Origin of the sequence: Actinomyces radicidentis (genome assembly GCF_001553565.1) — a bacterium.
Lineage (GTDB): Bacteria > Actinomycetota > Actinomycetes > Actinomycetales > Actinomycetaceae > Actinomyces > Actinomyces radicidentis.
Genome location: NZ_CP014228.1, coordinates 1,180,450 through 1,203,096, shown reverse-complemented (window position 1 = coordinate 1,203,096; position 22,647 = coordinate 1,180,450). Strand labels below are relative to the sequence as shown.

The 22,647-nt window shown below is 70.1% G+C and carries 22 protein-coding genes; 12 read left to right on the top strand and 10 right to left on the bottom strand.

Annotated features, from left to right (window positions below; all coding sequences use genetic code 11):
* Positions 1–16: 16 nt before the first annotated feature.
* Entirely contained in the window at positions 17–1,012 is a 996-nt protein-coding gene (murQ, locus tag AXF14_RS05045; protein WP_067941368.1) for an N-acetylmuramic acid 6-phosphate etherase, read from the bottom strand.
* Positions 1,013–1,171: 159 nt separating this feature from the next.
* Here murQ and AXF14_RS05040 point away from each other — a divergent pair, with 159 nt between their 5' ends.
* Entirely contained in the window at positions 1,172–2,062 is an 891-nt protein-coding gene (locus tag AXF14_RS05040) for a MurR/RpiR family transcriptional regulator (RefSeq protein WP_169798253.1), read from the top strand.
* Between the two features lie 30 nt (positions 2,063–2,092).
* Here the strand turns inward: AXF14_RS05040 and AXF14_RS05035 are convergent, their stop codons facing one another.
* The 3 genes from AXF14_RS05035 to nrdF form a co-directional block, all read right to left on the bottom strand.
* A complete protein-coding gene (locus AXF14_RS05035) occupies positions 2,093–3,139 on the bottom strand; it encodes an LssY C-terminal domain-containing protein (protein WP_335338924.1) in 1,047 nt (348 codons plus the stop codon).
* Positions 3,049–3,570, bottom strand: coding sequence for a hypothetical protein (locus tag AXF14_RS14780; RefSeq protein WP_335338929.1), 522 nt, complete (start codon positions 3,568–3,570; stop codon positions 3,049–3,051). The genes AXF14_RS05035 and AXF14_RS14780 overlap by 91 nt, the downstream gene beginning before the upstream one ends.
* Positions 3,571–4,039: 469 nt before the next feature.
* Entirely contained in the window at positions 4,040–5,014 is a 975-nt protein-coding gene (gene nrdF, locus AXF14_RS05030; protein ID WP_067941365.1) for a class 1b ribonucleoside-diphosphate reductase subunit beta, read from the bottom strand.
* Positions 5,015–5,154: 140 nt separating this feature from the next.
* Between nrdF and AXF14_RS05025 the strand changes: the two genes are divergently transcribed.
* From AXF14_RS05025 to budA, 3 genes are all read left to right on the top strand, one after another.
* Positions 5,155–5,934, top strand: a complete 780-nt coding sequence (locus AXF14_RS05025) for a class I SAM-dependent methyltransferase (protein ID WP_067941363.1) — start codon at positions 5,155–5,157, stop codon at positions 5,932–5,934.
* Positions 5,935–6,086: 152 nt separating this feature from the next.
* Positions 6,087–6,770 carry a nucleoside/nucleotide kinase family protein gene (locus tag AXF14_RS05020; protein WP_067941361.1) on the top strand — a complete coding sequence of 228 codons (684 nt, stop codon included), beginning with the start codon at positions 6,087–6,089 and terminating at the stop codon, positions 6,768–6,770.
* Between the two features lie 119 nt (positions 6,771–6,889).
* Complete coding sequence (budA, locus tag AXF14_RS05015; protein ID WP_067941359.1) at positions 6,890–7,618, top strand: acetolactate decarboxylase; 729 nt, start codon at positions 6,890–6,892, stop codon at positions 7,616–7,618.
* 63 nt (positions 7,619–7,681) lie between these two features.
* Here budA and AXF14_RS05010 read toward each other — a convergent pair whose 3' ends face one another.
* The 6 genes from AXF14_RS05010 to nrdH all read right to left on the bottom strand — a co-directional run bounded on the left by AXF14_RS05010 (position 7,682) and on the right by nrdH (position 12,616).
* On the bottom strand, positions 7,682–8,143 hold the full coding sequence (locus AXF14_RS05010; RefSeq protein WP_067941357.1) for a PaaI family thioesterase: 462 nt from the start codon (positions 8,141–8,143) through the stop codon (positions 7,682–7,684).
* A 143-nt stretch (positions 8,144–8,286) separates the two neighbouring features.
* Positions 8,287–8,739 (bottom strand): GNAT family N-acetyltransferase, encoded by a 453-nt coding sequence (locus AXF14_RS05005; RefSeq protein ID WP_067941355.1) that lies wholly within the window; start codon positions 8,737–8,739, stop codon positions 8,287–8,289.
* A gap of 309 nt (positions 8,740–9,048) precedes the next feature.
* Entirely contained in the window at positions 9,049–9,624 is a 576-nt protein-coding gene (locus tag AXF14_RS05000; protein ID WP_150118425.1) for a hypothetical protein, read from the bottom strand.
* A 127-nt stretch (positions 9,625–9,751) separates the two neighbouring features.
* On the bottom strand, positions 9,752–11,905 hold the full coding sequence (gene nrdE, locus AXF14_RS04995; RefSeq protein WP_067941350.1) for a class 1b ribonucleoside-diphosphate reductase subunit alpha: 2,154 nt from the start codon (positions 11,903–11,905) through the stop codon (positions 9,752–9,754).
* The gene (nrdI, locus tag AXF14_RS04990; RefSeq protein ID WP_067944039.1) at positions 11,890–12,285 is read right to left on the bottom strand and encodes a class Ib ribonucleoside-diphosphate reductase assembly flavoprotein NrdI; all 396 of its coding nucleotides are present in this window, start codon (positions 12,283–12,285) and stop codon (positions 11,890–11,892) included. Before nrdI ends, nrdE begins: the two co-directional genes overlap by 16 nt.
* Positions 12,286–12,370: 85 nt before the next feature.
* Positions 12,371–12,616, bottom strand: coding sequence for a glutaredoxin-like protein NrdH (gene nrdH, locus AXF14_RS04985; protein ID WP_067941348.1), 246 nt, complete (start codon positions 12,614–12,616; stop codon positions 12,371–12,373).
* A gap of 646 nt (positions 12,617–13,262) precedes the next feature.
* Between nrdH and AXF14_RS04980 the strand changes: the two genes are divergently transcribed.
* From AXF14_RS04980 to AXF14_RS14775, 8 genes are all read left to right on the top strand, one after another.
* Positions 13,263–13,772, top strand: a complete 510-nt coding sequence (locus AXF14_RS04980) for a transcription repressor NadR (protein ID WP_067941344.1) — start codon at positions 13,263–13,265, stop codon at positions 13,770–13,772.
* Between the two features lie 367 nt (positions 13,773–14,139).
* Positions 14,140–15,396 carry an IS256 family transposase gene (locus AXF14_RS04975; RefSeq protein WP_067941342.1) on the top strand — a complete coding sequence of 419 codons (1,257 nt, stop codon included), beginning with the start codon at positions 14,140–14,142 and terminating at the stop codon, positions 15,394–15,396.
* A 653-nt stretch (positions 15,397–16,049) separates the two neighbouring features.
* Positions 16,050–17,180: a sensor histidine kinase gene (locus AXF14_RS04970; protein ID WP_067941341.1), complete on the top strand. Its 1,131-nt coding sequence runs from the start codon at positions 16,050–16,052 to the stop codon at positions 17,178–17,180.
* Complete coding sequence (locus AXF14_RS04965; RefSeq protein ID WP_084355368.1) at positions 17,177–17,857, top strand: response regulator; 681 nt, start codon at positions 17,177–17,179, stop codon at positions 17,855–17,857. The genes AXF14_RS04970 and AXF14_RS04965 overlap by 4 nt, the downstream gene beginning before the upstream one ends.
* A 137-nt stretch (positions 17,858–17,994) precedes the next feature.
* Positions 17,995–18,423 (top strand): peptidoglycan-binding domain-containing protein, encoded by a 429-nt coding sequence (locus tag AXF14_RS04960; RefSeq protein WP_211260136.1) that lies wholly within the window; start codon positions 17,995–17,997, stop codon positions 18,421–18,423.
* A gap of 206 nt (positions 18,424–18,629) precedes the next feature.
* Complete coding sequence (locus tag AXF14_RS04955) at positions 18,630–19,427, top strand: hypothetical protein (protein WP_150118424.1); 798 nt, start codon at positions 18,630–18,632, stop codon at positions 19,425–19,427.
* 179 nt (positions 19,428–19,606) lie between these two features.
* Positions 19,607–20,671 (top strand): peptidoglycan-binding domain-containing protein, encoded by a 1,065-nt coding sequence (locus AXF14_RS14420; protein WP_169798252.1) that lies wholly within the window; start codon positions 19,607–19,609, stop codon positions 20,669–20,671.
* Complete coding sequence (locus tag AXF14_RS14775) at positions 20,671–22,611, top strand: ABC transporter ATP-binding protein/permease (RefSeq protein ID WP_084355367.1); 1,941 nt, start codon at positions 20,671–20,673, stop codon at positions 22,609–22,611. The genes AXF14_RS14420 and AXF14_RS14775 overlap by 1 nt, the downstream gene beginning before the upstream one ends.
* Positions 22,612–22,647 lie beyond the last annotated feature (36 nt).

Sequence of the window (22,647 nt, the reverse complement as noted above, 5' to 3'; positions counted from 1 at the left end):
GGTGTGCGGGTGTTGGTCAGGCCGCGTCATCGGGCACGTCGGGGCCGCCGTCCGAGGTGCCGCCGGCCTCGACGGCGGTGCGGACGAAGCCCTCGGCCTCGTCGAGGGCGGCGCGGGCGGCGTCGGCGTCGAGCCCGCGGACCACCATGACGATGGCGGTCTTGGCGTGGCCGTCGGCGGCCGCGAGCGCCTCGCGGGCCTGCTCGCGGGAGCAGCCGGTGGCGGCGACGACGATGCGCTCGGCGCGGTCGACGAGCTTGGTGTTGGTGGGGGCGACGTCGACCATGAGGTTGCCGTAGACCTTGCCGAGCCGGACCATCGCGGCGGTCGAGATCATGTTGAGGATCAGCTTCTGGCTGGTCCCGGACTTGAGGCGGCTCGAGCCGGTGACGACCTCGGGCCCGTTGTCGACCTCGATGGCGATCTGCGCGTGCTGGGAGACGGCCGCCCCGGTGTTGCAGGCGACCGACACGGTGGCGGCTCCGAGCTCACGGGCGCGGTCGAGGCCGCCGATGACGTAGGGGGTGCGGCCGGACGCGGCGATGCCGACGACGGTGTCGCGGTCGGTGAGTCCGAGCTCGTCGAGGTCGCTCGCGCCGAGCTCGGCGAAGTCCTCAGCGCCCTCGACCGCCCGGAACATGGCGCCCTCGCCGCCGGCGATGAGACCGACGACGAGGTCCGGGTCGGTGCGGAAGGTGGGCGGGCACTCGGCGGCGTCGAGGACGCCGAGCCGTCCGGAGGTGCCGGCCCCCATGTAGATGAGGCGGCCCCCGGCCCGGATCCCGGCGACGACGGCGTCGACGGCCCGCGCGATCTGCGGGAGGGCGCGCTCGACGGCGTCGGCGACCTTGTGGTCCTCGGCGTTCATGACCTGCACGATCTCGAGGGCGCTCATGCGGTCGAGGTCGGCGGAGGCGGGGTTGCGCTGCTCGGTGGTGCTCAGGTGGAGCCGGGCGACGGAGTCGGAGTCGCCGGCCGGTGCGGCTGCGGGATCGCTGGTGGGATCGGCCATCCTGTTTCCTCTCGGCGTCGTTGCCCTTGGGGTGACGCAAGACTACATCTGTTCACTAGTATGTGGAACGTTGTTTCATCGGCGCGTCCCGCGAGTCACCCCCGCGTGACGACGCGCATCCTGGTCCCGCCCCGCGTCAGGGACGAGAAGGGAGGACCCGTGAGCACCGGTCCCGGAGCCGAGTCCGCCGGCGTCATCGAGCGCATCCGCCGCGCACGTCCCGGCATGTCCTCCACCGAGGACGCCCTCGCCGCGACCCTCCTCGAGCAGCCCGAGGGGGTCCTGTCCGCCACCGCCGCCTCCCTCGCGCGGCAGGCCGGCGTCTCCCAGGCCAGCGTCGTCCGCTTCGCCCGATCCCTGGGCTACCGGGGCCTGCCGGACCTGCGGCTCGCCCTGGCCCGCGACCTGTCCCGCTCCAGCCTCGAGCACGAGCGAGCCGGCGTCGCCCAGGGCCAGATCGACGCCGGGGACTCCCTCGAGGACCTCGCCGCGAAGATCGCCTTCCACGAGGCGCGCTCCATCGAGCAGACGGTGGCCGGCCTCGACCTCGAGGCGCTCGACCGGCTGGCCGCGCGCGTGGCCGGCCGGTCCCCCGTCACGACCCTCGGGGTGGGGGCCTCGGGGCTCGTGGCCCAGGACCTCTCCCAGAAGCTGCAGCGGATCGGGGTTCCCTGCCAGTTCAGCGCGGACACGCACGTCCAGCTGGTCCACGCCGCCCTCCTCGGCGAGGGCGACACGGCGATCGGCTTCTCCTTCTCCGGGCGCACCACGGAGGTCCTGCGCGCCATGGACCTGGCCCGCGGGCGCGGCGCCCTCACCGTCGCGGTGGTCGGGGACCCCGGCTCGCCGGTGGCGCGGGCCGCCGACGTCGTCCTCGAGACGCGGGCGCGCGAGACGGAGCTGCGGGCCGCAGCGCTCGCGAGCCGCATGGCCCAGCTCGCCGTCGTCGACGTCCTCTTCGCCCGCACCGCCCAGCTGCGTCACGACGACCTCGGGGCGGCGCTCGAGCGCACCCGTGCGGCCGTGTCCGGGCAACGGGTCGGCGACTGACCCGCCCCAGGGCGCCCCGGCGCCCCCGGCTCAGCCGCGCCGCGGCCGGACCCTGCTCCCCTTGCGGGCGCGCTCCCACTGGTGGACGTCGCGCGAGGTGAGGGCCAGGAGCGCGAGGACCTGCAGCGCCGTCGTGAGGAGCAGCCCGCCCGCGGAGTCCACACCGACGGCGGTCACCTGGGCGAGGTCCGCGAGTGCACCGATCGCGAGGACGCCCATGAGGACGACGCGGCTGCGCGGGTGCCCTCGCCAGGCCGCCGCGGCGAGCAGGGCGACGGCGAGGACGAGCAGGACGGACAGCCCCGCGACGGCGGCGCGGACCGATCCCGGCTCACCGGCGAGGAGCTCGGGGAGATCGACGGCGGTCCACCTCACGGCGTCGATGACGACAAGGGCCACGAGCAGGAGCATCGTCTTGATGAGGTCGCCGGGGCGCGTGTGGTGGCGCGCGGCGTCGTCGCGGCCGCGGGCGGCGCGGGCGTCCTCGCCGTCGCCGGGGTCGACGTCCCGCAGGTCGAGGACGCACAGGGCCCCGTCGGTGGAGACCTTGTCCCCGCCGCCGTTGGTGGAGTGGTAGCTCGTGAAGAAGCGCGGCCAGACCTCCAGGTCAGCCTCGGGGACGGCCCAGCGGACGTCGTCGACGATGTAGTTGCGCTCGAGGTCGATGTCCGTGTCGATCTTGTGGGTGACCTGGAAGGTCAGCGACGACAGGCCGACGGCGCGGTCGTAGCTGCCGGCGGCGAGCCAGTCGACGCTCGCGCCCCCGGGCAGGAGCCAGCCCTCCGGGACCCGCCAGAAGCGCACGTGGTGGCGCTGCGAGGGATTGCCGTCGACCTCCTTGACGTAGGCGACGTCCTGGCGGCGGCCGAAGAGCGTGAGCGTGGAGACGGGAGCCGACGGGTAGGGGCGGCGCCGCGCCCAGGCGCGGACCAGCCGCAGGCTGCTGCGCAGGGTGACGGGGTCGGAGCGGACCCAGCCGGCGCTCGTCATGGCGGTGTGGAGGGCCTCCTCGCTCCCCCAGGCGACGAGGTTGACGGGGTCGCCGAGGAGCCCGTCGCCGGTGTGGGTGCGGCCGATGAAGTAGTCGGGGACGTAGAGCCAGGTGAGGACCTGTGGAGGCGCGGCAGGGCGAGGTAGGCGAGGACCGCCCAGAAGAGGAGGAGGCGGAGGCCGGTGCCCCAGTCGCGGTGGAGGCCGCCGGCGACGAGCAGGACGGCGAACCAGCAGGTCGCCGCGGCGGCGACGGCGAAGAAGAGGGCGTCGAGGACGTCGTCGAGGTCCCAGGCGCGAGCGCCGGGGGCGACCATCTTGGTGGTCGGGTCGCGGTACTCCAGGCGGGCGTCGGGACGCGGGCGGGTGCGCTGGTCGGGGACGTCGAGGGCGGAGTCGGCGGCGGTGCCGGCGGGTCGCGGGTCGGGGAGCTCCGGGGCGAGCGGCGCGACGGCGTCCACGACGGAGTCGACCTCCGCGACGGCGTCCGCCGTTCGACGCGCCTCCTGGGCTCCCACGTGCTCTCCTACCTCGTCGCGCATCTCGTCGGTGCGGGCCGACCGGCGCCCCGCACCATGCCCGCTCCATCCTTGGCCGGTAGCGCGGGATGTGGGACGATGAGGGGGAGTCGAGCGGCGGCTACCGCCCAACTCCCCGGACTTCCGGGTGTTGATCAGTGTCCGACGAGGACGTTGAGCAGAGCAGCAAGGGCCCAGATCGTCGGCGGAACGCATTGCAAGGCAGTCCGCCAGATCTGGGCCTTCTGCTTACCCATCATCTCCTTCGCACGCGGCGCGTCACGCCGTCCGCTCGTTGATGACATACCCAGAGCCACCCCCTTTCGGTGCGCTCCCCGGCAGAGCTGACTGTTGAGCGGGGGTTGCGCCGTGGAGGCAAGTCCATCGTCACATGAGGCGCTGACGCCATCCGTACCGGACGGCGCGTCAGCGCCTCATCTGTGGACAGGCGAGCTGTCCAACAAGCTGATCAGAAGTCCCAGTCCTCGTCCTCGGTGGCCTCGGCCGTGCCCATGACGTAGGACGAGCCGGAGCCGGAGAAGAAGTCGTGGTTCTCGTCCGCGTTCGGGGAGAGCGAGGCGAGGATGGCCGGGTTGACGTCGACGGCGTCGGCCGGGAAGAGCGCCTCGTAGCCCAGGTTCATGAGGGCCTTGTTGGCGTTGTAGCGCAGGAACTTCTTGACGTCCTCGGTCAGGCCGAGCTCGTCGTAGAGGTCCTCGGTGTACTGCTCCTCGTTGTCGTAGAGCTCCATGAGGAGGTCGAAGGTGTAGTCCTTGAGCTCCTGCTGGCGCTTCTCGGAGGACTCGCGCACGGCCAGCTGGTACTTGTAGCCGATGTAGTAGCCGTGGACGGCCTCGTCGCGGATGATGAGGCGGATGAGGTCCGCGGTGTTGGTCAGCTTGGCGTGGCTCGACCAGTACATCGGGGCGTAGAAGCCGGAGTAGAAGAGGAAGGACTCCAGCATCGTCGAGGCGACCTTGCGCTTTTCCGGGTCGTCGCCGCGGTAGTAGTCCAGGACGATCTGGGCCTTCTTCTGGAGGTTCTGGTTCTCCTCGGACCAGCGGAAGGCCTCGTCGATCTCCGCCGTCGAGATGAGCGTGGAGAAGATCGAGGAGTAGGAGCGGGCGTGCACCGACTCCATGAAGGCGATGTTGGTGTACACGGCCTCCTCGTGAGGGGTGCGGGCGTCCGGGATGAGGCTGACGGCGCCGACGGTGCCCTGGATGGTGTCGAGGAGGGTGAGGCCCGTGAAGACGCGGGTCGTCATGGTCTTCTCGGCCTCGTTGAGGGTGGCCCAGGACTGGACGTCGTTGGACAGCGGCACCTTCTCGGGGAGCCAGAAGTTACCGGTGAGACGGTCCCAGACCTCGAGGTCCTTGTCGTCGACGAGACGGTTCCAGTTGATCGCCTGGACGCGGTCGATGAGCTTGAGCGGCTCGGGCATGCGGTTCCCTCCTGGGGGTCTGGCTTCGGTGCCTCCATGGTACCGACGGGCTCCGACGGCGTCGGCGCGGCGCTCGGACCAGGACGGGAGGCGGGCACCACGACCTACTATCGCGAACCGTTCTCAGATACGGTGTCGCCATGAGCGTCGACGAGGTCTGGTCCGCGAGCCCCTACGCCCCGACGGCACGGCGCCTGCGCCCCGCCTCGGGCCTCACCGCCCGACGGGTCCTGGACGCCGTCGGCCCCGGGGCGCGCGTCGTCGAGATCGGGGCCGGGCACGGCGACACCACCCGCGCGCTCCTCGCAGCCGGCCTCGAGGTGACCGCCGTCGAGCCCGCGCGGCGGATGCGCGAGACCGGCGCCGCCCTCGTGCACGGCGCCACCTGGCTCGCAGCGACCGGCGAGGCCACCGGTCTGCCGGACGGGAGCGCCGACGCCGTCGCCAGCTCCTCCGGCTCCATGTTCTGCGACCCGTCCCACGATCCGGCCGAGTGGGCGAGGATCCTGCGCCCCGGCGGGCTCCTCGTCATGACCGCCTGGTCCGAGGACGGGTTCCTTGCGGAGATGACGGCGCGGATGACGGCGGTCCTGGCGCCCGGCGAGGACTCGGCACCGCCGCACATGACCTGGTGCCGCCCCGGGGTGGCCGCCGGGCGGCTGGGAGCCGGCCTCGAGGACGTGCGGGTCAAGCACCACCAGCTCGAGTGGCGCTTCGCGACCGTCGAGGAGGGCATGGAGTACTACCGCAGCGGCAGCCCGACGCACGCCTGGACCCTCGCCCACGCGGGCGAGCGCCGCCCCGCCCTGCTTGACGCCCTGCGCGGTCACCTCGAGGAGCGCGCCGGGGCCGACGGGACGATCCGGGAGAGCACCGGCTACGGGCTCATCACCGCGAGGCGGGCACCGGCGCCGGAGTGAGGGGGCGGCCGCGCCGGGAATGGCGCCCTGAGCGGGTCAGAGCCTTCTCGGAGACCCGCCGCCCGCAGGATTCCGCGGCTCCTGATCGCGCCTCGTGCCTCTGATCCGCTGAGAGCGCCATCTCGCGGTCACGGGGTCGCGATACTGGCGCCATGACCGCCTTCGACAACGCCTGCACCGACCTCGTCGACCGCCTCGAGGCCCGGCTCGCCGCGCCGGACGCGCCGGCGCGCCTCGTCGTCGGGATCACGGGCGCACCCGGCTCCGGGAAGTCGACGCTCGCCGAGGGCCTGACGGAGGCGCTGCGCGAGAAGGGCCTGCTCGCCGGGACCGTCCCCATGGACGGCTTCCACATGTCCAACGCGGTGCTGGACGAGCTCGGCAGGCACGGCCGCAAGGGCGCCCCGGACACCTTCGACGTCGCCGGCTACCTCGCCGTCCTCGACCGCGTCCGCGCCACGGGCCCTGACGGCGAGCCCGCCGAGGTCCTCGCGCCCGTCTACCGGCGCGACCTGCACGAGCCGGTGGCCGCGGGGGCGCGCGTGACGGGCCGCGGCGTCGTCGTCACCGAGGGCAACTACCTCGCGCTGGAGACGCACGGCTGGGAGGGGGCGCGCGAGAGGATCGACCTGCTCGTCATGCTCGACGTCCCCGAGGAGGTCCTCATCCGCCGACTCATCGCGCGGCACAAGGACTTCGGCAGGTCCCCCGCGGACGCCGCGCACTGGGTGCGCAGCGTGGACGTCCCGAACGCGCGACTGGTCGCGGCGACCGCCGAGCGCTGCGACGAGGTGTGGGAGCTGGACGGCGAGGAACCCGCGCCGCACGAGCGGTGAGCACATGGATTGAGATAACTGCTGCACCTGATGACATAACGGCGTCCGCCCCGACCCGCCCGTCGTCACCCCGCGGGACGGCGTCGACGCCGGCCGCGAGCGCTCCTAGCCTGGGAGCCATGAGCGCCTCAGCCGCCGTCACCCGCCACGAGATCTTCCAGACGAGCCTCATCACCGCCCTCGCGCAGGGCGTCTACGAGGACGAGATGACCCTCGCCGAGCTCCTCGGCCACGGCTCCTTCGGGATCGGCACCTTCAACGAGCTCGACGGCGAGATGGTCATCCTCGGCGGGACCTGCTACCGGCTGCGCTCGGACGGGTCGGTGAGCGTCCCCGACCTGAGCGAGCGCACGCCCTACGCCGTCGTCACGAACTTCGTGCCGACGATCAGCCGCCCGGTGGCGGGTCCCGTGACGCGCCAGGAGTTCTCCGCCTTCGTCGACGGCCTCGTGCCGAGCTCGAACTACATGTACGCGCTGCGGGTGACGGGACGCTTCGCGTGGGCGAGCGCCCGCACGGTGGAGCGGCAGGAGCGGCCCTACAAGCCGATGGTCGAGGCCACCGACGGCGAGGCGGTCGTCCGCCGCGAGGACTTCACCGGGACGATCGCCGGCTTCCGCACGCCGCTGTACGAGTCGGGGATCTCGGTGGCGGGCTGCCACGCGCACGTCATCGACGACGAGCGCGGCTGGGGCGGGCACCTCGTCGACTTCGTCCTCGAGGAGGGGACGGTCGAGCTGTGCCTGGGGACGGACTTCCGACTGCGGCTGCCCCTCACCGAGGCCTTCGGGGCGGCGGACCTCAGCGAGGACATGTCCGAGGAGATCAAGCAGGTCGAGCACCACTGAGGCCGCCGACCGCTCGGACCGGCCGGGGCCCGGCCAACGACGACGCTGTGCCCACGGGTCGTCTCAGCGCAGCCAGACGGGATGGAAGGTGCCGCGGGCGATCGCCATGGGCTGGGCGTCGCCGAGGTCCCCGGCGAGGAGCGCGTCGACGTCGGTGCCGCCCGGCCAGAGCTCGGCCTCGGCGACGCCGACCTTTCGACCGGCGCGGATGACGCGCCCCAGGACGAGGTGATCCCCCTCGGGCACGGGCGCGAGGTAGTTGAGGGTGAGGGAGACGGTGGGCCACGTGGCGCCGGAGCGGCCGGCGAAGGCGTAGCAGCAGCCGGCGTCGAGGGCCGTGGCGATGGCGCCGCCGTGCCCGGTGCCGTGCGTGTTCATCCAGTCCTCGCCGAGGGTGACGGAGAGGAGGATGCCGTCGTAGTCCACCCGCAGGGCGCGCAGCCCGATCCGCCGGTGGACCGGGGAGGTGTCGGTGTAGGCGGTGACGGACTCCGGCGTCGGATCCATGGGAACGGTCTGGTCCATGGCTCCGATCCTCGCAGACGGGTGGTTGTGGAGGCTCAGCGCGGGCGAATCGCCTCGGGTTCGCTCCAGTCGACAGGCGTCCTCGTGCCGTTCTCCCAGTCGGCGCGGAGTATGGCGTACCCGATGGCGTCGTGCCCGGGTTCTCAACCCTCACGGAAGCAGGCCTCCTTGACCCATCCGGCGCGGTTGAAGGTGGCGCGCATCGCGAGGTTGTCATCGCGGGTCTGGCCCTCGATGCGACGCGTCTCGGAGCGGGCCGAGAAGACCTGGTCAGCCGCCGCGCGCAAGGAAAGGGTGCCGAACCCACGTCCCCGGTACACCTCGGCCAAGCGCAGGTCCAGCATCACGGTCGGATCGTCCAGGTCCTCGAGCGTGACGGTCCCAATCCGTACTCCATCGGCCTCCACCCAGTAGGTCTCGGTCCCCAGTGAGGCCCACCGACCCGAGACCACGGACGCACGGGCCTCGTCGGACGTGAACGCCCGACCGAGGTGGAAGGGGAACTCATTGCCGGTGAGGAAGGCGGCAAGCGCCTCGGCGTCGGTGCCGTTCTCTCGCAGGTCCAGCTCGACCAGTGTGAGGGTCGGTACTGTCATGCCCGGACTCTCTCAGACAATGCACCCGTACGACCAGGCGGCAGAGACGGTTCCGAGGTGGCACCGGCACGGGTTGACACGGGATCTCACCTGTAGCCGGAAGGGGCAGCAGCCCTGCGAAGTGGACCCGGCAGCCTTCCGGACGGTGGGCGGGCCGGGTTTCGCGTCGTCAGCCCTGCGGATGTCCGTCGTGGACAGCCCTTGAGACCGAGTGCGAAGCAGAGGCATACTGGTGCCGCCGCCGCGATACGTTGCGGAGTGGAAGTTAGCGCCGGGTACCCGTGTTGTCATGTGGGCCCGGCGCTCGCGCTATCTACGAGGATCCACGTAGAGGATCTCGACCACCGAGGCGAGATCTGCCCAACCAGTGCTCCACCCGATGATGTGGTCGCCACAGGCTCCCACGATCTGGTCTGGAATCCACAGCCGCTCCTCACTCGCCCCGAACTCATGGCGAATGGTGAAGTCCTCGGGCAGCACGCCTGATCGCCGGGCGAGATCGATCGTTCGCACATCATTGGCGTCCTGCGTCCGCTCACGTCTCTCCAGCACGAGCTCGCGAACGCCGTGGCCCTCTTCAAGGGCGAGCGCGAGTGTCACGAGTGCCTGCTGCCGCGCACGCTCCTCACCCCCGCGCGACGGTAACGGCGTGGCGGCGACGATCAGCCCCGCCCCGGCATGCCGACTGATCTCAGAACACACCTGCCGTTTGACGACGTCGACGTGGTCCTTCCAGTGAAGCTTGCCCTGAAACCGGGCGAATCGACCAAGCGCCTCAATGAGACCGGCGTCCTCGTCCCCGAGGACGTACGCACCGAGCAGGTACACACCCTCCCGGAGCCCGGTCCGGCGGACGCTCTCGTCGCCGTACGCGATGACGGACATGCTCACCGCCCCCACACGACGAACACCCGGTACGGGCGCGTGGTGTCCCACGTCTCCGTATCGGGTGTCCTCGTCATCGGGGTCTCGCCCTGCGCCGTCGTCGGCTGTCAGCTCGCAGCAGGCCGACTCAGAGCATGCAGGACACGCAGCCCTGGACCTCCGTGCCCTCCAGCGCCGCCTGGCGGAGCCGGATGTAGTACAGCGTCTTGATGCCCTTGCGCCACGCGTAGATCTGCGCGCGGTTGACGTCGCGGGTGGTCGCGGTGTCCGGGAAGAACAGCGTCAGGGACAGGCCCTGGTCCACGTGCTGCGTGGCCACCGCGTAGGTGTCGATGATCTTCTCGGGGCCGATCTCGTAGGCGTCCTCGTAGTACTCGAGGTTGTCGTTCGTCATGTAGGGCGCCGGGTAGTAGACGCGCCCGATCTTGCCCTCCTTGCGGATCTCCACCTTGGCGACGATCGGGTGGATCGAGGACGTCGAGTTGTTGATGTAGGAGATCGAGCCGGTCGGCGGCACCGCCTGGAGGTTGCGGTTGTAGATGCCGTCCTTCTTGATCTTCTCGGCGAGCTCGGCCCAGTCCTGGCGGGTGGGGACGTGGACGGAGGACTTCTCGAAGAGCTCGGCGACGCGCGGCGTCGTCGGGACGAAGTCCTGGGTCGTGTACTTCTCGAAGAACTCTCCGGTCGCGTACTTGGAGTCCTCGAAGCCGACGAACTTCTCGCCGCGCTCCACCGCGATGTCGTGCGAGGCGGACAGGGCCGCGAAGAGCACGGAGGCGAAGTAGACGTTGGTGAAGTCCAGGCCCTCCTCGGACCCGTAGTGGATCCGCTCGCGGGCGAGGAAGCCGTGGAGGTTCATCTGCCCCAGACCGATGGCGTGCGACTCGTGGTTGCCGCGGTCGATGGAGGGCACCGAGGGGAGGATCGTCTGGTCCGAGACGGCGGTGAGGCCGTGCACGGCGGTGGCGATCGTCCTCGCGAAGTCCGGGGAGTCCATCGTCTTGGCGATGTTGAGGGATCCCAGGTTGCAGGAGATGTCCTTGCCGACGTGCTCGAAGGTGAGGTCCTCGTTGAGGACGCTGGGCTCGGAGACCTGGAGGATCTCGGAGCACAGGTTCGACATGATGACCTTGCCCTTGATCGGGTTGGCCTTGTTGACCGTGTCCTCGAACATGACGTACGGGTACCCGGACTCGAACTGGATCTCGGCGAGGGTCTGGAAGAACTGGCGGGCGTCGATCCGCGTCTTGTGGATGCGAGGGTCGTCGACCATCTCGCGGTACTTCTCAGTGACGTTGATGTCGGAGAAGGGGACCCCGTAGACGCGCTCCACGTCGTAGGGGCTGAAGAGGTACATCGGCTCCTTGTTGCGGGCGAGCTCGAAGGTGATGTCCGGGATGACGACGCCGAGCGAGAGCGTCTTGATGCGGATCTTCTCGTCCGCGTTCTCTCGCTTGGTGTCGAGGAACCGCATGATGTCCGGGTGGTGCGCGTGGAGGTACACGGCGCCGGCGCCCTGGCGCGCACCGAGCTGGTTCGCGTAGGAGAAGGAGTCCTCGAGCAGCTTCATGACGGGGATGACGCCGCTGGACTGGTTCTCGATGCGCTTGATGGGGGCGCCCATCTCACGCAGGTTGGTGAGCAGGAGGGCGACGCCGCCACCGCGCTTGGACAGCTGGAGGGCGGAGTTGATGCCGCGGGCGATCGACTCCATGTTGTCCTCGATGCGCACGAGGAAGCAGGAGACGGGCTCGCCGCGCTGGGCCTTGCCCTCGTTGAGGAAGGTCGGGGTGGCCGGCTGGAAGCGGCCGGACATCATCTCGTCGACGAGGTTGAGGGCGAGCTGCTCGTCGCCGTCCGCGAGCGCGAGGGCGACCATCGTGACGCGGTCCTCGAAGCGCTCCAGGTAGCGCTTCCCGTCGAAGGTCTTGAGCGTGTACGACGTGTAGTACTTGAAGGCGCCCAGGAAGGTCTGGAAGCGGAACTTGTGGGCGTAGGCGGCCTTGAAGGCCGACTTCACGAACTCCGGGGAGTACTTGTCCAGGACCGACTTCTCGTAGTAGCCCTCCTCGACGAGGTACTCGAGCTTCTCCTCGATGTCGTGGAAGAAGACGGTGTTCTGGTTGACGTGCTGGAGGAAGTACTGGCGCGCGGCCTCGTGGTCCGCGTCGAACTGGATCTTCCCGTTCGCGTCGTACAGGTTCAGCTTGGCGTTGAGGGCGTGGTAGTCGAGGGCCGGGGCGAAGGACTCCGAGCCGGTGTCCGTCAGCGTGTCTGCCAAAACGTGTCCAATCCTTCTTTGACGCGTGCGACGTCGGTGGGGGTGCCGAGGAGCTCGTAGCGGTACAGGAAGGGCACCTTGAGCTTGGCGGCGATGATGTCACCGGCGACGCAGTAGGCCTCGCCGAAGTTGGTGTTGCCCGACGCGATGACGCCGCGGCACAGCGACCGGTTGTGGGGGTCGTTGAGGAACTTGATGACCTGCTTGGGGACGGCGCCCTTGAGGTTGCCGCCGCCGTAGGTAGGGACGAGGAGGACGTACTCCCGGTCCACGGTGAGGGGCTCGTCCTTGGGGCGCAGCGGGATGCGCGCCGTAGGGTAGCCGAGCCTGGTCGCGAAGCGGTGCGTGTTCTCCGAGGTGGAGGAGAAGTAGACAAGCAGGGGCTCGTCCTTCCCCTCCGCCCCGGCGGACGGCGCAGGGGTCGTCCCAGGGAGCGCTGTCTGGGTCACGTGAGCCGACGGCCCCTCAGATGGCGACGGCCTCGACGGCGGCCTGGAGGGCCTTGATCTTGTCCGGGCGGAAGCCGGACCAGTGGTCCTCGCCGGCGACGACGACGGGCGCCTGGGCGTAGCCGAGCGACTTGACCTGGGCGAGCGCCTCGGCGTCCGCGGTGACGTCCACCGTCGCGTAGGACACGCCGGCCTTGTCCAGGGCGCGGTAGGTCGCGTTGCACTGGACGCAGTTGGGCTTGGAGTAGACGGTGATCGCCATATCAGTCACTTCCTGGCAGTCGTGATCGGGGTCGTGGGGCGGGTCCGGGAGCCGCGCCCGCTCATCGACCTCCGGGGAGGCTGACGACGGTGCAACTACACGGTTGTCGTTCGCGGGAGGGCAGGTGTCCCTCGCGGAGCAAGACACTACCCCTAGGGGTCCGGGGCTGTGACCACCCCTAGATGGTGTGGTGGACGTGGTGCTGTGCATAGTGGGCCTCCTTCCTGTGGAGAGCGCCCGCGGGTTTGTGGACGCCGGGTGGAGAGCCGCCTTGCAGAGCCCCTGCGGGACCCGCGGGGGACCGCTCTCCATCGGCGGAACCATCGTGCTCCGGGGGTACGACACGAATCCGGGGCCCTCACCCACAGGGGCTCCCGACGGTCCGGACCGCAAGGCTCCCCACCCTGGGGACAGAGACCCAAAACTCACCCGCCCGGTGCGCGGGCACGGGCGTGTCGCACGCGCCGGCCCGACCTCGTCGGCCCCGGCCGAGCCGACGGCGCCCGGTCCGACGCCCCCCTCCGCCCGCGGCGGGCCCGCCGCCCCCGGCCACTCGCCGCCGACGCCCCGGCCACCCCGCACCCGCGCCGTCGTGCTACGTTCGCGAGGACGGCGGACGCCGTCGGGACCAGACCGGGGAGGGCCGATGAACGCCGCAGCGCGCCGCGAGGAGATCCTCGCCCAGCTCGAGCACGCCGACGCCCCCGTGCCCGCCGCGGCGCTCGGCGAGCGCCTCGGCGTCTCGCGCCAGATCATCGTCGGCGACGTCGCGCTCCTGCGGGCCTCGGGGCACGGCGTCCACGCCACCAACAGGGGCTACGTGCTGGCCCGGTCGGCCGAGCGGCCGCGCCGCGCGGTCCATGTCCGTCACGGCCGCGACGACATGCGCGCCGAGCTCACCGCCATCCTCGACGCCGGGGGCTCCATCCTCGACACCTCCGTCGAGCACCGCCTCTACGGGCAGCTCACCGTCGACCTCCTCATCCACGACCGGGCCGACCTCGAGCTCTTCCTCGAGCGCGCCGAGGACTCCACGGCCCTCGCCGAGCTCACCAACGGCTGGCACACCCACACCATCGAGGCGGACAGCGAGGAGGCGCTCGACGAGGTCGAGCGGGCGCTCGACGCGCTCGGGTTCCTCCAGCACGGGGAGTGAGTCCGGGACGCCCGTCCCGACGGTCCCGCGCGACCGGAGCCGCCCGCCCCGCGATCCCGGCCCCCTCGGCACGACACCGTGCGCGGAGCACTCTCCGACACAGCGCGCCGCAGCGACGTGGCCCGGGCCCACCACCTCCAGGTGTCATGACACTCACAGGTCGCAACCCCCTACCCTGCGGGTGTCAAGACACCCGTGGTGCGGAATCCAACTTAAGTTGTCCAAAATCCAGATTCGTCCATGTGATGTCTCGGCGCGTCGGGTGTGTCCCTTAGCGTGGTGGCAATTCCCGCGGGGGCCGCTGGTCGAGGTGGCTGGGGGTCATCGCGGGTGTGATTCCGCCAAGAACCATCTGAAGGGACCCGCGATGACCCACCATCAGTCTGCCTTGTCCGCCTTGATCGGGGAACTCCTGGCCGACCCTGAGGCCTCACGCGACGAGATGTTCCGCCGTCTGCTGGCCGCCGGACTGCAGGACCTCATCGACGCCGAAGCCGAAGCGGTGATCGGCGCCTCCCGCTACGAGCGCACCCCGGATCGCATCACGCGCCGCAATGGGACGCGCTCCAAGACGGTGGCGACCACTGCCGGGGAGGTCGACCTGGCCATCCCCAAGCTGCGCCGGGGTTCCTTCTTCCCGTCCCTGCTGTCCCCGCGCAGGAGGGTCGACAAGGCCCTGTACGCGGTGATCGCCACCGCCTGGGTCGAGGGGGTCTCCACCCGCAAGGTCGATGACCTGGTCAAGGCCCTGGGCTGCGAGTCCGGCATCTCCAAGTCCCAGATCTCACGGATCTGCGCCGACATCGACCAGACGGTCGGTGCCTTCCTGAACCGGCCTCTGGACCACACCTGGTTCCCCTACCTCTACCTGGACGCCACCTACCTCGACGTGCGCGTCGGACACCGCGTCGTCTCCCAGGCCACCGTCGTCGCGGTAGGGGTCTCCGCCGCCGGGCGCCGCGAGATCCTGGGCATGGCCGTGGGCGACAGCGAGTCCACCGACTTCTGGACCAGCTTCCTGCGCTCCCTGCGCGAGCGGGGCCTGGCCGTGTGCGGGCCCTCCCGGCCCGAGGGTGTCGCCTTGGTCGTGTCCGACTCCCACGCCGGCCTGAAGGCCGCCGTCAAGGCGATCCTGCCCGGCGCGGCCTGGCAGCGCTGCCGCGTGCACTTCGCCCGCAACATCACCTCCCGCCTGGGATCAGCACGCTCCAAGCCCGTCAACGCCCTCATCTCCACGGTGTTCGCCCAGACCAGCCCCCAGGCCGTGCGCGCCACCTACCACCAGGTCACCGACTCCCTGAGAGGCACCTTCCCGGACATCGCCGACATGCTCGAGGCCGCCGAGGCTGACCTGACCGCGTTCGCCGCCTTCCCCACCGAGCACTGGAAGAAGATCTGGTCCAACAACCCCATCGAACGCGTCAACGCCGAGATCAAGCGCCGCGCCGACGTCGTCCAGGTCTTCCCCAACCCAGACTCCGTGACCCGCCTCATCGGCGCCGTCCTGCTCGAGCAGCACGAGCAGTGGCAGTACGGCGAACGCCGCTACCTGTCCCAGACCTCCATGCAACGACTCACCCACACCCTCACCAACGACACCCAACCCCTGCCCCTGACCGCCTGAAAGAACACCACAACAAGGGACTTGACCGGCGCGTCGCTGGGTGTTCAAAAACGGTCGGTATCGGACGCTCACACCAGCTAGTGAGAATCCTCGAAAGCCATGCGGCGACTCCGCCGCACACGACCAGATCCCCGTACTCCATCCGCATGTGCCACACACGACCCGAGCCGGCCAGCTGCCCTTGTCACGATTGACGAACGTCCCCGACCAGTACAGGTGTACTGGTCGGGGACGTTGGGCGCAGACGGAAAGGCGTCATCGGGCCCACCTTGCTGCCCGATACCGCGTCCCGTAGACGGCCGTCACCGGGAAACGCATGTTGTTGACTCATGGCAATAGCGCTGGCGTCTGCTGTCGAGGATCGTGCGGTGGGTGCTCAACTTGCTGCGACTCGTGGTCGCATCCCTCCTGGTGCGCCGTCCACTCTGCTCGCTCCTCGTTGCCGCAAGCCTCGTTGTGATGCCCGGCGCGTCTCTCGAGTGCCCGATGAGTCATTGGACGGAGTCCGCGAGTCACTGGGTGCGCGCGGATGAAGCGGGGCAGGAGGTTGATGGCGCCGACGGCGCGTGTCGCTGGTTCCCGTCTCTGCCGCAGTGCCGAACTGTTTGAATGTGCGGGTGCGACGAAACGGGCAGGCCTCCCTCGGTCTGAGCGTGCGCAGTCTCGGCTACCTCCTAGCCGCGACCGTCTGCTGCGCCCTCGATGTCGGATACTGGCTGACGACCAAGTCTGATCCTCAGCCCTGGAAGATGGTCATGGCGCTCGGCGTGGTGGCCGCAGTCCCCCTTGTGCATCGCTTTCCCCGAGCCGCCGGCGCGGCCTCGCTGGCCTTCGTGCTGTGGGGTTCCTTGGCCGCCAACGCGAGCGCGTCAGCTACCTTCCTGGTGGTGATTCCGCTCGCGGAGTGGATCTCACGCGACTGGTGGAAGGGAGCAGCAGGCGGGTTCATCGCCTACTGGATCACCAACCTGATCGGGACGTCGCGACCAGATCTCGAGCCCGCGGCACTGACGCTGATCTCCCTGCTCGCGATCTCGCTGGGTCTGGCGATGCGGGGCGGCGTCCGTGCGCAGGAGGAGGCCCGCTTGAGGGTCGAGGCCGCGCAGGCTGAGGGGCGAGCACAGGCTGCTGAGGTTCGCGCAGAGATCGCCCTCATGCTCCACGACTCGGTCGCCACGGACCTGACCCGTGTCCTGACCCTCGCCCGCGTCCTGCGCCCCCAGCTGCACGAGAGTGCGCAGGTCGCGTTGGCCCAGGGGATCGAGGAGTCCGCGACCGATTCGATGAACAGTCTCCGCGCTCTCGTCGGCAGCCTGCGTCAGACGCCGAGCTCCTCGAGCGACGCCACGTCGGCCGGCGCCGCGGACCTGGTCCCTCCGACGGAGCGGTGGGTCCGGGTGCTGGCGACCCGTGGGATCGGCCTGTCGACGCGCGGTATCACCTGGCAGGAGGCTCGTCTCGCCGTCGGCGACAGCGAGTGGGAGCTCGCGGCTATCGCGGTCCAGGAGTCCCTCGTGAACATCGTGAAGTACGCGAAGGCCGGGTCCGAGGCTTCGCTCGAGCTCAGTCTTGATCAGGACTCTCTCGTCGTCGAGCTCGTGTCGCGGACGGCCGACGAGCAACCTGACCAAGGGGGCGCACTGAGTGGCGGCCAGGGCCTGAATGGCCTGGCCACGCGAGCCTCGGCTCTGGGCGGGGAGCTCGTCGCCGGCGACCTCAACGGGCGATGGCTCGTCGCGCTCACCGTGCCCAGGCGCACTGATTCGCACGGGAGCACGACATGATGGAAGGACCCGTTCGTCTCCTGCTCGTCGACGACGACGAGGTCATCCTGCGGTCCTACGTGACGCTCCTCGACACCCGGACCGAGATCGAGGTCGTAGCCGCCGTGGGCTCGGCCGGCGCCGCGCTCAAGATCCTGTCGACGAGGTTCGTGGACGTCGCGCTGGTGGATGTCGAGATGCCAGGAACCGACGGCATCCGACTGGCCCACGAGATCATCAAGAGTTCACCGAATACCCGCGTGGTCATGATGACCGCGTTCGAGTCGCCCAGACGGATCGGCCAGGCACTCGACGAGGGAGTCCAGGGCTATCTGACCAAGGACATGGACTTCGACCAGATCGTCATGGGCGTCCAACAGGCGGCAGCGGGCGCGGTCGTGCTCGGGCCTAGGCCAGCTGCACGCGTCATCGCGCAGCGGCACGCCAGGCGAGGCGGCGACCATGAGACCCACGAACTCACCCGCACGCTTGCGTCGTTGCCGGACCGGTACCAGAGGCTCCTGCCCCTCATTGCTGAGGGCAAGTCGAATCGGGAGATCGCGGCCGCTCTGAGCTACACGGAAGGTTCCGTGCGCACGTACATGAGCGAGATCCTGCGCACGACTGGATGCCGATCACGCACCGAACTCGCTCTCAAGCTGGCCATGCGGACAGATGATTCATGGCCGGTTTCGTGAACAGATCCTGCGGCATCTGAGCTTGAGCACAGCGTTGGTGTAGGCGTTAACAATCCTCGATTCCACCCAGGAACGCAACGAGCGATCGTATGAGCACCCGCAATGAAGTGGGTTCCCATCCCTAGAGGAGGAGTGCAATGAAACCTTCACTCAAGCTTGCCTCGGGTCTGCTGGCGCTGATGCTTCTCCCCAGCGTCGCGAGCGTCGGTGCCGCGGCGCCGGCTGAGGCAGCGACCATCCCACGATGCGCAGCAACGACCCCGCGCACCATCACCACCGGCTCAACAGCGTGGGTGCCGGCAGCGACAACCCGAGGGTCGTGGCGCTGCTACCTCCAGCTAGACACGTCGGGCTACAACCCCGCCACCTACCGGCTGCAGGAGTCTCTGCGCGCCGCCGAGGGGCAGAACATCGGCGTCGACGGCTACTACGGCGCTGGAACGAAGCAAGCCGTTCTCAACGTCCAGTCACGTTATGGCCTGACTCGTGACGGCGAGTACGGCCCCAACACCGGCCAGGCCATGCGCTGGCGCGGTGCCAACGGAACCACCGGCAAGTGGCGCTGAGCCGCTGAGCATCGTTCGACATGGGGATTGCGATGCGGAGCATGACGTGTCCCCGAGCCGAACAGCACAGTTGGGTGAGGGGCGCGGCGGCAGCACTTGCGGCCGCCGTGGCCCTCACCCTGGGTGCGTGCTCGGGCTCGGGCTCCGATGATGGCGGCGCTGCTGCGGCGACAGATGGTTCTGCTGGTGGCGGGGTGGCTGTGCAGGTGACGAAGGACGAGGCGCGGTGGACCTTGCCGACGGACCCGTACATGAGCTCCTCGGCGACGGTTGATCAGGCGTGGAGTCAGGTGCAGGCCAGTTGCATGCACGAGCGGGGGCACTCCTCTTTCAAGGTGCGTTTCGATGCGTCGGCGCCGGCCCCGCAGACCCTGGCCGCGGATGGCTTCTCGCAGGTGTTCAACGAGCAGGTGGCCGCGAAGTACGGCTACCGGCAGGCACCCGACGCCCGTGACCTGCTGGCTGACGAGGTCGCGGCCAGTGGCGGGAGCCTGTACGCCAACGAGTCCGCGGACTTCCAGTCGGACCTGGGTGAGTGCGCGACGGAGGCGGATACGGAGCTCAACGGCGGGGTCGAGCCGACGTACTCGGCGGCGGACGCCGCCTCGGGGAGCATCACGGACCAGCTCAACCAGCTGCACGTGGACACCGCATCCAGCGAGCTGTCCTCGGCGGCGAAGGCGTGGCGTACGTGCATGGCTCCTCTGGGGATCTCGGACCTGCCGCAGACGCCATGGGACCCCAACGGGCGTCCGCCGGACTCCCTGGTGGATGAGTGGGGGTGGCAGTCCACGGGGCAGGCGAGCGCGGACGAGATCCGGGTCGCGACCGCGGACGCTGCCTGCCGGCGCTCCTCGGGGTGGTTCGACCGGTACTACGACGCCGGGTGGTCCCAGCGGGAGGCCTTCGTGTCCCAGCACCTGGGTGACTTGGAGCCGATCCGGCTGGACATGGAGGCCAAGCGGGCTCGCGCTGAGAAGATCCTGGCGAAGGGCGACTCGTGAGGCGCCGTGCGGGGCTCGTTGCCCTGGCGGTCGTCCTCGCGGTCGCTCTGGTGGCGGGGACCTGGGTGCTGGCGAGCCACTTCCAGTCCCCGGCGCAGCGTGAGGCCTCCGCGCAGGCGCCAACGGCTCGTCCGGTTCTGGTTGCCGTCGCACGCGGTGACCTGACTGAGCGCACCACCTTGAACGCGACGGCGGCGGCCGCGCAGACCCAGAAGATCGCCCTGCCCCTTCCCGAGGGGCGGGCGGTCCTCACCCGAGCCGGTGTGGAGACCGGTTCCTCCCTGGACAGTGGCCAGGTGGCGGCGTGGGTCAACGACCGCCCCGTCATCACGCTTCGGGGCTCCTTCCCCTTGTACCGGGATCTGGGTCCGGGCGACAGTGGCAGTGACGTCACCTTGGTGCAGCAGGCGCTGGCGGACCTGGGATACCGCATCACCCCCGACGGCACGTTCGGCCCTACCACGGCGCGGTGCCTGACGGCCCTGTACAAGGCTGTCGGCGCCAGCGCCCCCACACGCGCCGTCCAGGACCCGAGTGCAGACACCGTGGCCCTGGCGCAGCCCACCGACGCCGCCTCCACCGTAGCGACAGCGGCCGCCGCGACCCCGGCTGCCCCGAGCAGCGAGGTCTACCTGCCGCTCAGCGAGGTCCTGGTGCTGTTCTCCACCCCGGTGACCGTCACCGGCGTGCCCGGAGTGGGAACCGTCCTGAGCGCGGACAACGCGAGCCTGACGACCTCCCAGGGCGGCGTGAGCCTGAAGGCCTCCGTCACGGGCCCCGTGGCACTTCGCGTCAAGAACGGCATGACCGGCACCGCCCAGGTCGGTTCCACCTCCCTGGACGTCACGGTCACCGACGTCGCCCAGGCTGCGCAGGCCGACGCGGCAGCCCATGCCACCACCTCCACCGACGGCACGGACACCGCGGCGGACAGCGCCGGCTCGGGTGTGAACGTGACGCTGGCCCCCAGCAGCGGGGACGTGCCGGCCGACTGGGCGGGGCGCAGCGACGTCCTGGTCACCCTGGACCTGACCGACCCGCTCACGGACGTCCTGACCGTCCCCCAACGAGCGATCGCCACCGCAGCGGACGGAAGCTCCTCCGTGCTCGCCATCGACGCCGACGGCACCACCCACCAGGTCAAGGTCACCCAGCTCGCCTGCGTGTCGGGGACCTGCGCGATCGCCGACCCGAAGGCCGACACGGGCGTCGCCGAGGGGACCCAGGTGCGGGTGGACCGCTGATGACGACCCTCTGTCTCGACGACGTCGGACGCACCTACCCCGGAGAGGTGCCCGTTCTGGCACTGGCCGGCGTGAGCCTGCACGTCACCCAGGGCGAGTACCTGGCCATCGAGGGCCCCTCCGGGTCGGGCAAGTCCACCCTGCTCAACCAGATCGGCCTCCTGGACACCCCCACCACCGGCCAGTACACGATCGACGGGCAAGACACCACCGACCTGTCGGACGCGGCGCGGGCCCGACTGCGCTCACAGACGATCGCCTTCATCTTCCAGTCCTTCCACCTGCTCGACTCCCGCACCGTCCTCGACAACGTCGCCCTGGGGACCCTCTACCGGGGCCTGCCTCAGCGACGGCGCCGCGAGCTCGCCCACGAGGCCCTCGAGTTCGTCGGGCTGGCCCACAAGGAGTGGCAGCGCGCCTCACGCCTGTCCGGAGGTGAGCGCCAACGCATCGCCATCGCCCGCGCCATCGCCTCGGGCGCCCCCGTCGTCCTCGCCGACGAGCCCACCGGCAACCTCGACCGCGCCACCGGCACCCAGGTCATGGACACCCTCGAGCGCCTCAACAAACGCGGCACCACCCTCATCGTCGTCACCCACGACCCCGACGTCGCCACCCGCGCCCACCGCCGCCTCCACGTCCTGGACGGACACGTCACCGAGACCACCCAGCCCACCAGCCCCACCCCGAGCGCCGACACCGCGGTCCTGGCCACCGAGCCGCCCGCACCCGAGGGGCGCCCCTCGCGCCTACGCCCGCCTGACGGGCTCATCGACGCATGGCGGGGCCTGTGGTCCAAACGATCCCGGGCCGCAGCCCTCATCGCCTCGGTCACGCTGGGCGTGGGCCTGGCCCTGACCACCGCCGGCCTGTCCACGACAGCCCAGGCGCAGGTCTCCGGGCTCTTCGACGCACAACGCAACCAACGCGTCGCCCTGACCAGCCCCGCCCTGACCGAGGACGCCAACAACGTCGCAGTCACCCAGGCCGTCTCCGAGGACTCCCTGACCAGGCTCGACGACATCGCAGGTGTCCAAGGAGCCCTCGTCGCCGCCAACCACGGACAGGTCGTCGCCTCCACCACCCCCACCTCCCTCGAGCTCGCCCGCTCCCAGGGAGCCACACCCCACGACCTGCTCGGTCTGGTCGCCGGCCGCGTCCCAGCCGGCCTGCTCACCGTCGACACCCAAGGAGCCTCACTGACCGCCCTGGGCGACCGTGACGTCCTCGTCGGCTCCCAGACCGCCGCCGACCTCAACCTCGGCCCTCTCCAGGCCGAGCCGGTCATCTGGATCGACGGCGAGCCCCACCGGGTCGTCGGGATCATCACCGAGGCCGGCCTGCAGGTCGGGCTCCTCAGCTCCCTGGTCGTCTCCGAGAAGGACGCCGCCGCCCTGGCACCCATCCAGTGGGCCACCGCCGACCTGCGCGTCCAGCCCGGTGCCGCCGCCCAGGTCGCCGGCCAGGCACCCGTCGCATGGATCCCCTCCCAACCCGGCCAGGTCGCCGTCGACGCACCACCGGACCCCCGCGGACTGCGCGACACCATCGAGACCAACGTCGCCACCATGCTCATGACCCTGACCGGCGTCACCCTGCTCGCGGCTGTCCTGTCCCTGACCAACGCCATGACGACCGCCGTGTACGAGCGCGCCGGAGAGTTCGGCCTGCGCCGCGCGATCGGAGGTCGCCGCGTGCACGTCACGGCCCTTGTCCTGGTCGAGAGCCTCATCGTCGGACTCGTCGGCGGAATCCTCGGCGCCTACACCTCCGTCCTCGCCATCCTTGCCGTCACCCTCGCACGCGGCTGGCAACCAGTCCTCGACCCCAGACTCCTACCCCTAGGCCTAGCCGGAGGCATCCTCGTCGGGATGCTCGGCGGAGCCCTGGCCACCTGGCGAGCCTCCCGCATCGAGCCCTCAGACGCGCTGCGTGCATGAGAGCGCCGCCAGGCGAATCGTTCTACTGCCGGTCAA

Excerpts from the sequence above, each read along its gene's own strand:
- AXF14_RS05020 (WP_067941361.1), top strand. The coding sequence starts at position 6,087 with ATGACCGCCTTCGACAACGCCTGCACCGACCTCGTCGACCGCCTCGAG.
- AXF14_RS14775 (WP_084355367.1), top strand. The coding sequence starts at position 20,671 with ATGACGACCCTCTGTCTCGACGACGTCGGACGCACCTACCCCGGAGAG.
- AXF14_RS04965 (WP_084355368.1), top strand. The coding sequence starts at position 17,177 with ATGATGGAAGGACCCGTTCGTCTCCTGCTCGTCGACGACGACGAGGTC.
- budA (WP_067941359.1), top strand. The coding sequence starts at position 6,890 with ATGAGCGCCTCAGCCGCCGTCACCCGCCACGAGATCTTCCAGACGAGC.
- AXF14_RS05025 (WP_067941363.1), top strand. The coding sequence starts at position 5,155 with ATGAGCGTCGACGAGGTCTGGTCCGCGAGCCCCTACGCCCCGACGGCA.
- AXF14_RS05010 (WP_067941357.1), bottom strand. The coding sequence starts at position 8,143 with ATGGACCAGACCGTTCCCATGGATCCGACGCCGGAGTCCGTCACCGCC.
- AXF14_RS04975 (WP_067941342.1), top strand. The coding sequence starts at position 14,140 with ATGACCCACCATCAGTCTGCCTTGTCCGCCTTGATCGGGGAACTCCTG.
- nrdF (WP_067941365.1), bottom strand. The coding sequence starts at position 5,014 with ATGCCCGAGCCGCTCAAGCTCATCGACCGCGTCCAGGCGATCAACTGG.
- AXF14_RS05000 (WP_150118425.1), bottom strand. The coding sequence starts at position 9,624 with ATGTCCGTCATCGCGTACGGCGACGAGAGCGTCCGCCGGACCGGGCTC.
- nrdH (WP_067941348.1), bottom strand. The coding sequence starts at position 12,616 with ATGGCGATCACCGTCTACTCCAAGCCCAACTGCGTCCAGTGCAACGCG.
- AXF14_RS04960 (WP_211260136.1), top strand. The coding sequence starts at position 17,995 with ATGAAACCTTCACTCAAGCTTGCCTCGGGTCTGCTGGCGCTGATGCTT.
- AXF14_RS04980 (WP_067941344.1), top strand. The coding sequence starts at position 13,263 with ATGAACGCCGCAGCGCGCCGCGAGGAGATCCTCGCCCAGCTCGAGCAC.
- AXF14_RS05005 (WP_067941355.1), bottom strand. The coding sequence starts at position 8,739 with ATGACAGTACCGACCCTCACACTGGTCGAGCTGGACCTGCGAGAGAAC.
- murQ (WP_067941368.1), bottom strand. The coding sequence starts at position 1,012 with ATGGCCGATCCCACCAGCGATCCCGCAGCCGCACCGGCCGGCGACTCC.